We start from the raw sequence: 13,873 nt of genomic DNA, 5'->3' as shown, positions 1-13,873 counted from the left end.
ATCTCAAGCCGCCACTCGGCGCTTTTCAGCCACCCGACTGCGACCGTACAGCACGATGATCGCCGCGATCGCCACGGCCTGCGCCGTCAGCGAATACGCATCGGCGTGAATCCCCAGCCAGTCGAAATCGAAGAACGCCACCGGCCGGGTACCGAAGATCCCGGCTTCCTGCAGCGCCTTCACGCCGTGGCCGGCAAACACCACCGACAACGCGCACAGCAGCGCTGCGTTGATGCTGAAGAACAGCGCCAGCGGCAGTTTCGCCGAGCCGCGCAGGATCACCCACGCCAGACCGAACAGCAACACCAATGCCGTCGCACCACCAGCAAGTACCGCGTTATGCCCGGCGGGACCGGCCTGCAGCCACAGGGTTTCGTAGAACAGGATCACTTCGAACAGTTCGCGGTACACCGAGAAGAATGCCAGGATCGCAAACCCGAAACGCCCGCCTCCGCCAACCAGACTCTGCTTGATGTAATCCTGCCAGGCCGCCGCGTGCCGACGGTCGTGCATCCACACCCCGAGCCACAACACCATGACGCTGGCGAACAGCGCCGTGGCGCCTTCCAACAGCTCACGCTGGGAGCCGCTGACATCGATCACATAGGCCGCCAGCGCCCAGGTTCCCAGGCCAGCCAGCAGCGCCAGCCCCCAGCCGACGTTGACGCTGCGCACCGCCGATTGCTGGCCGGTGTTGCGCAGGAACGCGAGGATCGCCGCCAGCACCAGAACCGCTTCCAGGCCTTCGCGCAGCAGAATCAACAGACCGGAGATGTAGCTCAGGGACCAGCTCAGACCGTCGCTGCCCAGCAAGCCGGCGGACTCCTTGAGTTTGGCCTTGGCCGCGTCAAGACGCTGTTCGGCCTGCTCCACCGGCAAGCCGTCCTGCAGCGATTGCCGATAGGCCATCAGGGATTTTTCGGTGTCCTTGCGCACGTTGGCGTCGACATTGTCCAGCGAGCTCTCGACCAGTTCGAAGCCTTCCAGATACGCCGCCACCGACAGGTCGTAAGCCTGATCGTGTTCACCGGCGCGGTACGCCGCCAGGCTCTTGTCCAGCGTCGCGGCAGTGTAGTCGAGCAACTGCGCCGGGCCGCGTTTGACCTGCGGCGGCTGCGCCCGTTGTACACGGAAGATCGCCGCGGCTTCAGGGCCTTCGGCGGCCTGCACTTCGGCCGGGGTCTGGCGGGCCAGGTCGGCGATATTGTAGGTCTTGTCGGATTTGGCCGTGGCCGGATCGGCGCTGAACTGCGCGATATAGGTCGCCAGATCCCAGCGCTGACGGTCGTCCAGTTGATCGGCAAAGGCTGGCATGTCAGTGCCTTCGACGCCCTGGCCGAGGGTGCTGTAGATCGCATACAGGCTCAGGTGATCCATCCGCGCAGCGTCGCGCAGATTGGCCGGTGCCGGCGTCATGCCGAGGCCCGCCGGGCCGTCGCCGGCACCCGCGTCGCCGTGGCACACCGAGCAGTTTTGCGCGTAGAGCGGCGCACCACGGGTCGGATCAGGCGTGATGATCGGGGCCTGGCTGACTTCATAGGCCACCGCCAGTTTCGCCCCCAGTTGCCGGGCCTGACGGGCGACGTCCGCGCCATCCTGTTTCGCCGTGATCGCGGCGTGCAAGGCAGTGACGCCCTGCTCCAGCGCCACTTTCTCCGGCTTGGCCGGCAGGCCGGCGATCAGCCCTTGCAGCACTTGGGTGAATTCCAGCTGCTCGCGGTATTCGCCGTCGTCAGTGACCTTGCCTGCCTCAACCGTCGGCGGGTAATCGGCGCTGATGTAATCGAGCAGGTGCAGCGCTTGCGGCGCGCCTTCCACGGTGTCGGCCAGCAGATTGAAGCTGCTCAGGGCGCACAACGGGAACACCAGCCAGGCCAGAAATCGGGACGCGGCAGTCATGAATGAGTCTCAAGTGGAAATGCGAAGTTACATATTGTTCACTTCGAGCGCGATTCCCTCAAGCTTTCTCTCCAATACCCGGCACATGGCCATTGCCCGCCCCTATAATCCGTCACCTATCGCCTCTCTGTTCAAGGAAGAGCTGCACTCCATGCGCCAATGCTTGCTGCTCCCGGTATTAATCAGCGCGATCCTGCAACTGAGCGGCTGCGCGGCTTATCGCAATTACGATCTGGAAATGCAGCAGACCAATGACCGGTTGATGCTCGGCGACTATCAGGGCGCCCTGGATGTGCTGGAGTGGCACAACCCGTGGGAAGACAAGGACCTGCTCTACTACTTCGAGAAGGGTTCGATTCTCAGCTTCGCCAACGCCCGCCCGCAGAGCCAGAAAGCCTGGCGCAGCGCCGACCGGATGGTGTTCCAGCGTGAAGAAGCCGTGCCTTCCGCCCCCATGAAGCTGCTCAACCGGTTTGCCTATGAAATGGGCACCATGCTGGTCAATGACAAGCTCAGCCGCTACGAAGGCTATGACTACGAAAAAGTCATGCTGACCACACAGATGGCCCTCAACCAATTGGGTGAAAGTGATTTCGACGGCGCCCGGGCAGACATCAAGAAGACCCACGAACGTGAAGCACTGATCGCCCGCCAGCGGGAGCGCCAGTATGAAGAGCTCGAGGAACAGGCCAAAGCTCAAGGCATCATCGTGCAATACAAAGATCTGCAGGGCTATCCCGTCACCACCCTGGATGCGCCGGCGGTGATTGAACTGAAGAACGGCTACCAGAGTGCTTTCAGCCATTACCTGGCCGGATTCACCTATGAAGCGCTGGGTGAACGGGATCTGGCCGCACCGGGTTATCGCCAGGCGATCGAGTTGCGCCCGAACACGCCCTTCCTCGAACAGGCGTTGCGCAATCTCGACAAACCGCCGGCCAAGGATGATGAAAGCGATGTTCTGATCGTCGTCCAGAGCGGTCTGGCGCCGGCCCGCAGCTCGGTAACGGTGCCGATCCCGGTGCGGCTCAATGAAAACCTGGTCATTACCGCGCCGATCTCGTTTCCCATCCTGGTGCCGGACACCATCACACCGGCGTTCGACCACATCCTGGTGGATGGCCGCAAACGCCCGCTGACCGTGATCAACAGCGTCACCGACATGGCGTTTCGTACGCTGCGCGATGACATGCCGGCGATCATTTCCCGGGCGATGTTCCGCGCCAACATGGCCGCCATTTCCCAGGCCCAGGAAAATGAACGCAATCCGGCCAAGGCCTCGCTGGTTGTCACCGAGCACGACCCCTTTGAGGAGGCCGATACCAGAACCTGGCGCACGCTCCCCGACAAGACACTGGTGGCACGCATTAGACTGAAGAAAGGCGATCATCGATTCAATGCACCCAATGCGCCCGGAGCGTCATCGGTCATCCTGCGCATCGACCGCGATCACCAGTTGGTCAACCTGCGAGTTCTGAGAGATGTCGCCAACGTCATCGGCAATGCCAGATTGCCGGATAAGTAATGGCACCCAACTAAACCATGCAATTAAAAAGCTATTACATAGCCAGCATCGCCCGCTTATAATGCCGCGCCCGCGCTATCGCGTTGCGGCATTAAAGCTCCTCTTTTTATGAGGAATTGGCAGGAGGCCAGCGCCACTGCCGATCGGTCCCAGCAGCCCGACCCGCACCCGAGGCTGTCGCTACTCATGGAAGAAGTACCCCCATGGCATTCCGCGCTCCCACTCTGATCGCGCTCAGCGCTGTCACCCTGCTGTCCGGCTGTTCGGCGTTTCGCAACTACGATTCCGAACTGGCCCAGACCAACCAGCAACTGGCTACCGGCAACGTCGACGCCGCCCTGACCCTGCTGGAAAAGAACAACACCGGCCCGGACAAGGACCTGCTCTATTACTTCGAGAAGGGTGAACTGCTGCGCGCCAAGGGCGATCTGTCCGGCAGTCAGAATGCCTGGACCATCGCCGACCAGGTGGTGGGCAAGTGGGAAGATTCGGTCAAGCTCGACACCGACAAGTACCTGGCCCAGTTCGGCAGCTTCCTGGTCAACGACAAGGTCCGCCGCTACGAAGGCTACGACTACGAAAAAGTCATGCTGACCACGCAGATGGCCCTGAACCTGCTGGCGGTCAACGACTTCGACGGCGCCCGCACCGCGATCAAGAAGACTCATGAACGCGAAGCGGTGATCGCCGACCTGCGCGACAAGGAATACCTCAAGAGCGAAGAGGAAGCCGAGAAAGAAGGCATCAAGACCGAATACAAGGACTTGCAGGGCTACCCGGTCGCCAGCCTCGACGCGCCGGAAGTGGTCGGCCTGAAGAACAGCTACCAGAGTGCGTTCAGCCATTACCTGGCCGGTTTCGTCTATGAAGCCCTGGGCGAGAAAGACCTCGCTGCGCCGGGCTACCGCAAGGCTGCCGAGTTGCGCCCGAACACCCCGCTGCTGGAGCAGGCGCTGGTCAATCTCGACAAGCCGGTCAAGAGCGACGACAGCGACATTCTGATCGTGGTGCAAAGCGGTCTGGCGCCGGCCCGCGATTCGATCCGCGTGCCGTTGCCGCTGCCAATCTCCAACAACGTAGTGATTACTCCGCTGTCGTTCCCGATCATCAAGCCTGACACCTCCACCGCGACGTTCGCGCAGATCGGCGTCGATGGCCAACAGGTCGACCTGACCGCACTGAACAGCACCACCGCCATGTCCCGTCGCGCCCTGCGCGATGACATGCCGGGGATCATCCTGCGCACCACCGTGCGCGCGATCACCAAAGGTGTGGCGCAGAAGAAGATCAACGAAACCAACCCGCTGGCGGGTCTGGCGGTGGGTATTTCTTCAGCTGTGCTCGAAGGTGCCGATACCCGTACGTGGCGTACCCTGCCGGACACCACACAAGTGGTCCGTCTGCGCTTGAAGAAAGGTGAGCACCAAGTCACTCTGCCGAGCGCCGTCGGTGGCTCTCAGGTCAAGATCACCGTCGACCAGCGTTATCAGGTGATCACCTTGCGCGCCGTCGGCAATCAGGTGTTCGCTGCCGGCATCGCCGCCCACGTCACCCCGAGCGCTGGCGCTACCGCCGTGGCCAGCCTCAAACAACCTTAAGAACGGAGTCTTTGCATGCGCTTCAAACTCATCGCCGTCGCCGCACTCGCCCTGCTGGCGAGCGGTTGCGCCACCCCGCCACCACCGGAGCCGGGCAGTGCCGCGAGCAAGGTAGTGGCCATGGGCCCGCAGAAACACATCGTGGTCGGCGCGATGCGCGTGGCCCGGGAAAACGGCTTCATGACCGTCAACGTGCAGTTGAGCAACACCCTCAACAGCAACAAGACGTTCTACTACCGCTTCGCCTGGCTCGGGCCGGAAGGTTTCCCGATCGCCGAAGAAGAAGTCTGGAAAAGCCAGATGATGTACGGCGCCCAGACCAGCTTCATCCAGGGCATTGCCCCGACGCCTAAAGCCGTGGATTTCCGTCTGGAACTCAAGACGCCGTAAGCCCGACACCCTATTCCCGATTCAGAGAGCATTCCCATGTTTGCACGCTTTTCCTTCATCGCCGTCCTCGCCCTGCTGGCCAGCGGTTGCGCCAACACTTCGCCGACCCTGGGCAGCAAGAACATCAGCTACGGCGACACCAAGGCCGTTGAAACCGTAACCAACGAGTTCGGTTCGACCGACCTGCAGATGATCGCCGAGTCGATGACCCGTTCTCTGGCCCAGTCCGGCATTCTGCAGGGTCGCCCTGTGGTCCAGGTTTACGACGTCAAGAACAAGACCAGCGAATACATCGACACTCGCGAAATCACCACCAGCATCAAGACCCAGCTGATGAAGTCCGGCACCGCCCGCTTCGCCAGCGACAACACCGCGATGCAGAGCCAGGTCGACCAGCTCAAGCTGCAAAACCAGAGCGGCCTGTACAAGAAGAGCACCGTGGCCAAGACTGGCAACATGATCGCCGCCAAATACCGTCTTGAAGGTTCGATCAGCTCGATCGTCAAGCGCAGCAGCGACTACAAGGACGTCTTCTACAAATTCAGCCTGCAACTGATCGACGTTGAAAGCGGTCTGGCCGAGTGGATGGACGAGAAAGAGATCCGCAAAACCACGGAGCGTTAATCGATGCGCACATGGATTGGCATGTTGGCCCTGGCTTGCGCGTTCAGCGTGCAAGCGGCCCCGAAAGTCGCGGTGACGGATCTGGCGTACCAGGAACGTGTGGAGCAATACATCCACATCGTTTCGGCCCAGAGCAATTACCGCGAGGGTTATTACAGCGCCAGTGGGTCTTCGAGCTATAACGAGCTCGAAGCCACCACCAGCTACATCGAACAGACCGAGCTGCGTAAGTTCACCGGCGACATCAAGGGTGAAATCCTGCGCACCGGCATGTTCCAGCTGGTGCAGGGCACGCCGTACACCGCGTCGTCCAAGGGTGACGTCTACGACGTGATCAAGCGGATCAAGGCCGGCAACTTCAAGGGTGCCGACTACGTGTTGTTCGGCACGGTGTCGGACATCGACTTCACCCAGGACGTGAATGAGCTGGCGAACACCGACAGCTATTCCGCCGTACTGGGCCTGACGCTGGTGGCCGATTTCAGCCTGATCAACACCAAGACCTTCGAAATCACTTCGGCCTTCACGGCGATGGGTGAAGCGCAGGACACCAAACTGGTGAACCACCGCGACATCAAGATCTCGCTCAACCGCCCGCGGGTGGTGCGTGACGTGTCGAAGGCGCTGGGCGAAGACGTGGCCGGACAGCTGAGCATGCAGCTGGGCGGTGGAAGCTACGAGCAGCCGCGTGAGCCGCAGCAACGCAACAATCTGCCGCGAGATACCGCGCCGGTAATCCTGCGCTGATCAACCGCCGGAAACGAAAAAGGCGACCTGAAAAGGTCGCCTTTTTTGTGCCTGTACGCTTTATGCGGCCGCTTTGCGCAACGTCGCCATGAACGCCGCCGCGCCGATGAACAGCCCGGCAAAGGTGCGGTTCATACGTCTTTGCTGGGTCGGTGTGCGCAGCAGACGCAGCACCTTCGACGCCAGACCGGTGTAGCCGGCCATGACGATCAGATCGACCGCGATCATGGTCACACCGATCACCACGTACTGGATAAATAACGGCGCATGCGGATTGATGAACTGCGGCAGCACCGCCAGCATGAACACCAGCGCCTTGGGGTTGCTGATATTCACCAGAAAGCCACGGAACACCAGAGCCAGCGGTTTGCCGATCGGCCGGACCGCCGCGTCGTCACTCATGTCCATCGGCTGTGCGCGCCATTGCTTGATCGCGAGATAAACCAGATAGGCGACACCAAACCATTTGATCGCGTGAAACGCTGTGGCGGAAGCGGTGAGGATCGCGCCGACACCGGCGCCGACGATGGCAATCTGCACGGCCAGGCCGATCTGCAGGCCCAGGGCGTTCCAGTAACCACGCCAGAAACCGTATTGCAGGCCGCTGGACATCGACGCAATGGCGCCGGCACCCGGAGAAAGACTGATCACCCAGCAGGCGGCAAAAAACGCCAGCCATGTTTGAAGCTCCATCGCACACCTCGACTCGGACTCGTGACAATCCTCAAAACTAATGCGGATTGGACTGGATGACTACCGTTTTTTTGTCGGATGTTGTGGCCGCCGACCAACGTGGCCGGCGCCCGGTCACTTTTCGAAACCGCTGGAAGGGAAGACATCCGTGCCGCGCCAGCGTCGCACCGAACGCTGGAAGAACAGGCTGTTGGGTACTTGCACCATGGCGCTGCCGGTGCCGAGCTCTTCAGCTTCGATCAAGGTGGTGTAGAGCAGATTGATCGCCACCACGCGGCCTTTGACGCCGGGCTTGTCGGTGGTGTCGACCAGTTCGACCACATCGCCAAGACGGAACGGGCCGACGGTGAAGATCAGAATCGCGCAGAGCAGGTTCGACAGCACACTCCACATGGCGAAGAACGCCACCGCCGCCACTGCGACGAAACCCGACAACGCGGTCCACAGCACCGTGGCCGACACCCCGAGTCGTTCCAGCACGAAGATCAGCGCACTGCCCATGATCAGCCAGCGCAGACCACCGCGCAGCGGCATCAGCAACTGCGGCGGGAACGGATACTTCTCGCCCAGGCGAGTCAGGAATCGGGCGACGACTCGCTGGGCGAAGTAGCCGGCCAACAGGATCAGCAGAATCTGCACGCCGAGCCAGATCGGCTCGACCCACATCGCCGGCAATGGAAGTTTGAAGGCTTCCATCAGGACAACGCCTCCAGCTCCGCCTGCATGCTTTCCAGGGTTTCCAGGGCTTGCATCCACGCTTCTTCAAGTTCGCCTTCGCGGACTTTCAGCTTGGCCTGTTCGGCCAGCAAGTCACGCAATTCGTTCTTGCGCGCCGGCTCGTAGAGGTCGCTGTCGCCAAGGCTGGCATCGACCTTCGCCAGCTTCTCGTGCAGCTTGCCGAGCTCGGCTTCGAGCTTGTCGGCTTCGCGCTTGTGCGGCGCCAGTTGCTGACGCAACGCAGCGGCGGCTTGACGCTGGGCCTTCTTGTCGGTCTTGTCCGGGTTGACCGGTGTGTTGCTGACCGGGGCGTTGCGCTGACGGTACTCGACCAGCCAACGGGCGTAGTCCTCAAGGTCGCCATCGAACTCCTCGACCTTGCTGTCCGCGACCAGGAAGAAGTTGTCGGTGGTGCTCTTGAGCAGATGCCGATCGTGGGAAACCACCAACACCGCGCCGCTGAATTCCTGCAACGCCATGGTCAGCGCCAGGCGCATTTCCAGGTCGAGGTGGTTGGTCGGTTCGTCGAGCAGCAGCAGGTTCGGCCGTTCCCAGGCGATCAGCGCCAGGGCCAGACGGGCCTTTTCGCCACCGGAGAAATTCAGCACCGGTTCGTCGATCCGTGCGCCACGGAAGTCGAAACCACCAAGGAAATCGCGCAGGGTCTGCTCGCGCTCGGTCGGCGCCAGACGCTGCAAGTGCAGCAACGGGCTGGCCTTGGAATCCAGCGAGTCGAGTTGATGCTGAGCGAAGTAACCGACCACGGTGTTCTCACCGCGAGTCAGGCGCCCGGCCAGCGGTGACAGCTCGCCGGCAAGGTTCTTGATCAGGGTCGATTTACCCGCGCCGTTGGGGCCGAGCAAGCCGATCCGCGCGCCGGGGGTCAGTTGCAGCTTGACCTTCTCCAGCACGGTTTTCTCGCCATAACCCAGACGTGCATCGGACAGATCGATCAGCGGGCTGGAGATCTTGGTCGACTCGCGGAACACGAAATCGAACGGCGAGTCGACGTGGGCAGCCGACAGCTCTTCCATGCGCTCCAGCGCCTTGATCCGGCTCTGGGCCTGACGGGCCTTGGTCGCCTGGGCCTTGAACCGGGCGATGTAGCTTTCCATGTGCGCACGCTGCGCCTGTTGCTTCTCGTAGGCCTGTTGCTGCTGGGCCAGACGCTCGGCACGGGCGCGTTCGAACGCGGTGTAGCCGCCACGGTAGAGCGTCAGCTTGCGCTGATCGACGTGGGCCACGTGATCGACCACTTCATCGAGGAAGTCCCGGTCGTGAGAAATCAGCAGCAAGGTGCCGGGGTAACTTTTCAGCCACTCTTCGAGCCAGATGATGGCGTCGAGATCCAGGTGGTTGGTCGGTTCGTCGAGCAGCAACAGGTCTGATGGGCACATCAAAGCCTGCGCAAGGTTCAGACGCATCCGCCAGCCACCGGAGAAATCTCCTACCTGACGATCCATCTGCTCGTTGGTGAATCCGAGGCCGGCGAGCAACTTGCGTGCACGCGCATCGGCGGTGTAGCCGTCGGCGCTGTCGAGTTCGGCGTGCAGACGGGCCAGCGCGGTGCCGTCGTGGGCCTCTTCGGCTGCCGCGAGCTCACGCTGCACTTCGCGCAGGCGCAGGTCGCCGTCGAGCACATAGTCGACCGCCAGACGCTCGAGTGTGTCGACCTCCTGGCGCATGTGGGCGATACGCCAGTCGGCCGGCAGCAGGCAGTCGCCCGAGTCCGGGTGCAACTCACCGCGGAGCAAGGCGAACAGGCTGGATTTGCCGGCGCCGTTGGCACCGATGAGGCCGGCTTTGTGGCCGGCGTGCAGGGTCAGCTCGGCGTCTTCTAGCAGACGTTGCGGGCCACGCTGTAAAGTCAGGTTCTGAAGTCGGATCATAATGGCGGCGGAGTCTACCAGCTTCCCCCGCAACTGGCGCGAGTAGCACGATGTCCTCTGACCTGTGGAGCTTTGCCCTTGCCGTCTACGCCCGTCCCGGCGTGGAGGATGCCTGCCTGCGCCTGCAATCGGCGGGGGCCAACGTGTGCCTGATGCTGTGCGGTTTATGGCTGGAACAACGCGATGCGACTTGTGACGAGGCGCGTGCGCGGCAGCTTCTGGAACTGACAGAGCCCTGGGACCGGGAAGTGGTCCAACCGTTGCGTGCATTGCGCATGCAGTGGAAAACCCTGGCCGACACCGATCCGGTGCTCAAGGGGATGCGCGAGCAGATCAAGGGATTGGAGCTGGAGGCGGAGCGCGCTCTGCTGTCACGACTGGAAGGCGCCGCGCAAGGCTGGAAGCGTCATTCGAAAGAATCGAGTGACTGGCTGGAAGTACTGGCCGGCCCTGCGGCCAACCTGAACCGCGACGCGCTGCAGGTGCTGCGCGTCGCGGCGACCGGCGCTTAGGAAGCGCTGGACGGGTTGCTGGCGACGCTCGACACCGGCGCCGACGATGGCGTGGTTGCGGTGGTCGAGGTAGGGGCGGCGGATGCCGGTGCTGCGGTCGGAGCCGGGGTTGCCGGTGCGGCAGGTTTGGCAGCAGGCGCAGTGGCCGGTTTTGCTGCAGCTGGTTTTGCTGCTGGCTTGGCGGCAGCCGGCTTGGCAGCGGCAGGTTTTTTCACCGCAGGTTTCGCGGCTGGCTTGGCGGCCGGTTTGGCAGCGGTCGCTGGCTTGGCTGCGGTCGTTGCAGGCTTCGCTGCAGCAGCAGGTTTGGCCGCAGCTTTTACCGCAGGCTTGGCCGCTGGTTTCGCCGCCGCTTTGGCTGCTGGTTTGGCAGCAACCGGCTTGGCAGCGTTTTTCGCCGCAGGCTTGGCAGCAGCAGTTTTGGCAGCTGGTTTAGCAGCCGCTTTAACGGCTGGTTTTGCTGCCGGTTTAGCGGCCACTTTGGTGGCTGGCTTGGCAGCTGGTTTTGCAGCGGCAGTTCTTGCCGGAGCCGCTTTCGCAGCAGCGGTTTTCGCCGCAGGTTTGGCGGCTGGTTTTGCAGCAGCCGGTTTGGCCGCTGTGGTTTTAGCCGCAGGTTTGGCAGCGCTGGCTGCGGGTTTCTTCGCGGCTGGTTTTGCAGCGGCTTTCACTGACGCTTTGGCCGGTGCTTTTGCAGCAGGTCTGGCGGCCGCTTTTTTCGCAGGCACCGCTGCAGGTTTAGCCGAACGCAGGGACAACGCCTTGCCGACAGCTTCTTGAACACGACCGACACCCTGGGCCAGTTTCAGGCTTTCCTGGGCATCGCGCTTGAGTTGCAGAATGTAGCTGCGAGTATCGGACTGACGCTCCTTCAGCGCATCGAGCAGATCTTCGAGTTCCTTCACGGCAGCCTTGGCCTTGGTCTGCGCCTTGGCTTTACCGGCTGCTGCTGCGTCCTGCAATTTGGTGCGGGATTTGTGCAGTTTTTCTTGCGCCTTGCCGCGTTGCTTTTCCAGTTTGGCGAGCAGTTTTTCAGCATCAGCCAAGGCTTGGGAGCAAGCGTTTTCCAGATGCTCGAGCAGGCTGCCCGAGAGTTGTTGGAGTAAATGCAACGGAGTGTTTACAGGCTTCTTGGTGGCCGACATGGTTTACCTCCTGGCTGACGTGAGTGCGGCTCATACTAGACCTCTGCTGCTACCGCCGCTAGGGCATGTTGACAGTATCGAAAGCACTCGGTTGCAGGCTTGCGAAAAACTTCTGCACCTTGGCAAAAGCAGTTCACCGTTGCAGACGTTCGCGCTGGCATAATCCTCCGCAATTCAGGACGGAGAGTGCCCATGTCGCGCTACCTTTTTTTATCCCTCTGCATGATTTTCTCCATGGCTCAGGCCGACGAAAAAACCACCGCGAACGATGCCCATGATCTGGCTTACAGCCTCGGTGCCAGCCTCGGTGAACGACTGCGTCAGGAAGTGCCGCAGCTACAGATCCAGGCACTGATCGAAGGTCTGCAACAGGCTTATCAAGGTAAGCCGCTGGCATTGAGCGAAGCACGTATCGAGCAGATCCTCGCCGATCACGAATCGCAGACAGCCGAGCAGGCAGCCATGCCTTCGACTGAAGCCGCGATGGAAAACGAGCGACGGTTTCTCACCGCCGAAAAAGCCAAGCCGGGTGTAAAGGAGCTGGCCGACGGCATCCTGTTGACCGAGCTGACACCGGGAAATGGCACGAAGGCCGGCCCGGATGGAAAAGTGCAGGTGCTGTACATCGGTCGACTGCCTGACGGCACCGTGTTCGATCAGAACAGTCAGCCGCAGTGGTTCAATCTCGACAGCGTGATCGCCGGATGGCGCACCGCGCTGCAGAACATGCCGGTCGGCGCGAAGTGGCGACTGGTGATTCCATCGGATCAGGCTTATGGCGCCGACGGTGCCGGTGACTTGATCGCGCCGTTCACACCGTTGGTGTTCGAAGTGGAATTGCGCGGCGCGACCAGTTGATCGCCCAATAAAAAACGGTGCGCCTGGGGCGCACCGTTTTTGTGTCTTGCGAGGTTCGATTCAGGCCTGAACCGAATCCTCTTCCTTGTGTGCGGTATGCAACACTTCGATCAGGCAGTCTTCCAGTTCGAAGCGTTCGTGGAGCAGACCGCCCAACTCCTTGAACTTCTCGGCAACGCATTTGCCTTCATCGCAAAGGTCGTTGAACGCGAGCAGCTTTTCAGTAATGACATCGATCCGTGGATAGATCGTCTCGGCCAGTTCCAGGCCGCGCTTGTCGTTGAAGGCCTTGGCCTCGCCCGTCAGCTGTTCGTAGATCTCGAAGTGCCCGGCCGAGACGTAATCGACCAGCACGCCGCAGAATTCCTGCAAGGGCTTTCGATCCTCGGACAGTGCCTGAGGTTTGGCGCCCAGCCTGTCATAGGCAGCGATCAATTCCTCACGCTCCTGCAGCCAGCGGTCGATCAGCAGATGAACTCCACCCCAACGTTCCTGAGCATTCTGACAACTTTCGAGCATGGCGATCTCTCTTCCCTTGTGGGTCATGCTGCTCTACACCCGCGCCTCTTCTTGTGAATATTGCTTTGAGAGGCGGCCGGGCAGAGCGTCATCGAGCAACACAATTCCAATGACACGTGCGGGCCAGATTATGCCCGCACGCCTATGGCTTCAAGGTACGCAGGAGAGAAAGTTCATACAAGTGTTTAATCCCTGACCAGCGCCGGGTGCGACGGTTGGCCGCTGAGTGGTCGCTGCAAAGCCATCCAGACCTGTCGCAATAACTGGTAAACGGCGAGGATCGACATCCCCACGAAAAACAGCAGACTCCACTCCGGAATGCTCAGATCGAACAGCGTCCAGGACAATTCCGCGCAATCGGCAGTGTCGTTGAACATCCGCATCAGCGCGCATAACCACGGCAGACTGCTGAACATTTCTTCTGGATTGGGCGCACAGTGCGCCAGTTCCTGCAGTGAATCGCTTTGAAATAACACCTGCCGCCACGCCGCCGTCGTGCCGCCGAGACTGCTCAGCAACGTCACCATCCAATACAGCGACAGGCCGACACGCTGCGGACCATGGACCGCAGCCAAACCACAACACAAGGTGAGGACGCTCATGAACAGGCGCTGGACCAGGCACAGACTGCAGGGCACCAGACCAACCGCGTATTCGAGGTAATAGGAAGCTCCCGGGGCTAGAATCCCCGCAGTGAAAGCCATAAAGAACAGGGAGCGTGAGCAGGCCAACGACATGGCTTATCCGTAACAATAAAGACAGG

Annotated in this window: 14 protein-coding genes; 7 read left to right on the top strand and 7 right to left on the bottom strand. The window is 61.2% G+C overall.

Annotated features, from left to right (window positions below):
• Window positions 1–3: 3 nt before the first annotated feature.
• Complete coding sequence (locus QRN46_RS04110; RefSeq protein WP_285354315.1) at window positions 4–1,899, bottom strand: FTR1 family protein; 1,896 nt, start codon at window positions 1,897–1,899, stop codon at window positions 4–6.
• A gap of 151 nt (window positions 1,900–2,050) precedes the next feature.
• Here QRN46_RS04110 and QRN46_RS04105 point away from each other — a divergent pair, with 151 nt between their 5' ends.
• The 5 genes from QRN46_RS04105 (at window position 2,051) to QRN46_RS04085 (ending at window position 6,783) form a co-directional block, all read left to right on the top strand.
• Complete coding sequence (locus QRN46_RS04105) at window positions 2,051–3,424, top strand: COG3014 family protein (protein WP_201818828.1); 1,374 nt, start codon at window positions 2,051–2,053, stop codon at window positions 3,422–3,424.
• A 203-nt stretch (window positions 3,425–3,627) separates the two neighbouring features.
• Complete coding sequence (locus QRN46_RS04100; RefSeq protein WP_285354314.1) at window positions 3,628–5,022, top strand: COG3014 family protein; 1,395 nt, start codon at window positions 3,628–3,630, stop codon at window positions 5,020–5,022.
• Window positions 5,023–5,037: 15 nt separating this feature from the next.
• Window positions 5,038–5,412, top strand: a complete 375-nt coding sequence (locus tag QRN46_RS04095; protein WP_011336502.1) for a YcfL family putative periplasmic lipoprotein — start codon at window positions 5,038–5,040, stop codon at window positions 5,410–5,412.
• 36 nt (window positions 5,413–5,448) lie between these two features.
• Window positions 5,449–6,036, top strand: coding sequence for a penicillin-binding protein activator LpoB (gene lpoB / locus QRN46_RS04090; protein WP_007951848.1), 588 nt, complete (start codon window positions 5,449–5,451; stop codon window positions 6,034–6,036).
• Window positions 6,037–6,039: 3 nt separating this feature from the next.
• Window positions 6,040–6,783, top strand: a complete 744-nt coding sequence (locus QRN46_RS04085; protein WP_201818826.1) for a penicillin-binding protein activator LpoB — start codon at window positions 6,040–6,042, stop codon at window positions 6,781–6,783.
• 60 nt (window positions 6,784–6,843) lie between these two features.
• On the opposite strand, the gene QRN46_RS04080 is transcribed toward QRN46_RS04085, so the two are convergent.
• The 3 genes from QRN46_RS04080 to QRN46_RS04070 form a co-directional block, all read right to left on the bottom strand.
• Window positions 6,844–7,476: a LysE family transporter gene (locus QRN46_RS04080; protein ID WP_011336504.1), complete on the bottom strand. Its 633-nt coding sequence runs from the start codon at window positions 7,474–7,476 to the stop codon at window positions 6,844–6,846.
• 114 nt (window positions 7,477–7,590) lie between these two features.
• Entirely contained in the window at window positions 7,591–8,172 is a 582-nt protein-coding gene (locus QRN46_RS04075) for a mechanosensitive ion channel family protein (RefSeq protein ID WP_011336505.1), read from the bottom strand.
• Complete coding sequence (locus QRN46_RS04070) at window positions 8,172–10,082, bottom strand: ATP-binding cassette domain-containing protein (protein WP_011336506.1); 1,911 nt, start codon at window positions 10,080–10,082, stop codon at window positions 8,172–8,174. The genes QRN46_RS04075 and QRN46_RS04070 overlap by 1 nt, the downstream gene beginning before the upstream one ends.
• A 50-nt stretch (window positions 10,083–10,132) precedes the next feature.
• Between QRN46_RS04070 and QRN46_RS04065 the strand changes: the two genes are divergently transcribed.
• Window positions 10,133–10,594 carry a TIGR02444 family protein gene (locus QRN46_RS04065; protein WP_011336507.1) on the top strand — a complete coding sequence of 154 codons (462 nt, stop codon included), beginning with the start codon at window positions 10,133–10,135 and terminating at the stop codon, window positions 10,592–10,594.
• Here QRN46_RS04065 and QRN46_RS04060 read toward each other — a convergent pair.
• Window positions 10,591–11,733, bottom strand: coding sequence for an AlgP family protein (locus QRN46_RS04060; RefSeq protein ID WP_201818822.1), 1,143 nt, complete (start codon window positions 11,731–11,733; stop codon window positions 10,591–10,593). The genes QRN46_RS04065 and QRN46_RS04060 overlap by 4 nt on opposite strands.
• A 192-nt stretch (window positions 11,734–11,925) precedes the next feature.
• Here QRN46_RS04060 and QRN46_RS04055 point away from each other — a divergent pair, with 192 nt between their 5' ends.
• Window positions 11,926–12,591 (top strand): FKBP-type peptidyl-prolyl cis-trans isomerase, encoded by a 666-nt coding sequence (locus QRN46_RS04055; protein WP_011336509.1) that lies wholly within the window; start codon window positions 11,926–11,928, stop codon window positions 12,589–12,591.
• Between the two features lie 60 nt (window positions 12,592–12,651).
• Here QRN46_RS04055 and QRN46_RS04050 read toward each other — a convergent pair whose 3' ends face one another.
• The gene (locus QRN46_RS04050) at window positions 12,652–13,110 is read right to left on the bottom strand and encodes an Rsd/AlgQ family anti-sigma factor (protein WP_041475458.1); all 459 of its coding nucleotides are present in this window, start codon (window positions 13,108–13,110) and stop codon (window positions 12,652–12,654) included.
• A 185-nt stretch (window positions 13,111–13,295) separates the two neighbouring features.
• Window positions 13,296–13,847, bottom strand: a complete 552-nt coding sequence (locus QRN46_RS04045) for a disulfide bond formation protein B (protein ID WP_285354313.1) — start codon at window positions 13,845–13,847, stop codon at window positions 13,296–13,298.
• Between the last annotated feature and the right edge of the window lie 26 nt (window positions 13,848–13,873).

The sequence above is a fragment of the Pseudomonas sp. lyk4-R2A-10 genome, from assembly GCF_030209075.1.
GTDB lineage: Bacteria > Pseudomonadota > Gammaproteobacteria > Pseudomonadales > Pseudomonadaceae > Aquipseudomonas > Aquipseudomonas glycinae.
Note: the sequence above shows the minus strand (reverse complement) of the source record. Positions and strands in the feature narration are given on the sequence as shown.

Bases quoted from the DNA above. Each gene is read 5' to 3' on its own strand.
- QRN46_RS04110 (WP_285354315.1), bottom strand. From the start codon at position 1,899: ATGACTGCCGCGTCCCGATTTCTGGCCTGGCTGGTGTTCCCGTTGTGC.
- QRN46_RS04105 (WP_201818828.1), top strand. From the start codon at position 2,051: ATGCGCCAATGCTTGCTGCTCCCGGTATTAATCAGCGCGATCCTGCAA.
- QRN46_RS04100 (WP_285354314.1), top strand. From the start codon at position 3,628: ATGGCATTCCGCGCTCCCACTCTGATCGCGCTCAGCGCTGTCACCCTG.
- QRN46_RS04095 (WP_011336502.1), top strand. From the start codon at position 5,038: ATGCGCTTCAAACTCATCGCCGTCGCCGCACTCGCCCTGCTGGCGAGC.
- lpoB (WP_007951848.1), top strand. From the start codon at position 5,449: ATGTTTGCACGCTTTTCCTTCATCGCCGTCCTCGCCCTGCTGGCCAGC.
- QRN46_RS04085 (WP_201818826.1), top strand. From the start codon at position 6,040: ATGCGCACATGGATTGGCATGTTGGCCCTGGCTTGCGCGTTCAGCGTG.
- QRN46_RS04080 (WP_011336504.1), bottom strand. From the start codon at position 7,476: ATGGAGCTTCAAACATGGCTGGCGTTTTTTGCCGCCTGCTGGGTGATC.
- QRN46_RS04075 (WP_011336505.1), bottom strand. From the start codon at position 8,172: ATGGAAGCCTTCAAACTTCCATTGCCGGCGATGTGGGTCGAGCCGATC.
- QRN46_RS04070 (WP_011336506.1), bottom strand. From the start codon at position 10,082: ATGATCCGACTTCAGAACCTGACTTTACAGCGTGGCCCGCAACGTCTG.
- QRN46_RS04065 (WP_011336507.1), top strand. From the start codon at position 10,133: ATGTCCTCTGACCTGTGGAGCTTTGCCCTTGCCGTCTACGCCCGTCCC.
- QRN46_RS04060 (WP_201818822.1), bottom strand. From the start codon at position 11,733: ATGTCGGCCACCAAGAAGCCTGTAAACACTCCGTTGCATTTACTCCAA.
- QRN46_RS04055 (WP_011336509.1), top strand. From the start codon at position 11,926: ATGTCGCGCTACCTTTTTTTATCCCTCTGCATGATTTTCTCCATGGCT.
- QRN46_RS04050 (WP_041475458.1), bottom strand. From the start codon at position 13,110: ATGCTCGAAAGTTGTCAGAATGCTCAGGAACGTTGGGGTGGAGTTCAT.
- QRN46_RS04045 (WP_285354313.1), bottom strand. From the start codon at position 13,847: ATGTCGTTGGCCTGCTCACGCTCCCTGTTCTTTATGGCTTTCACTGCG.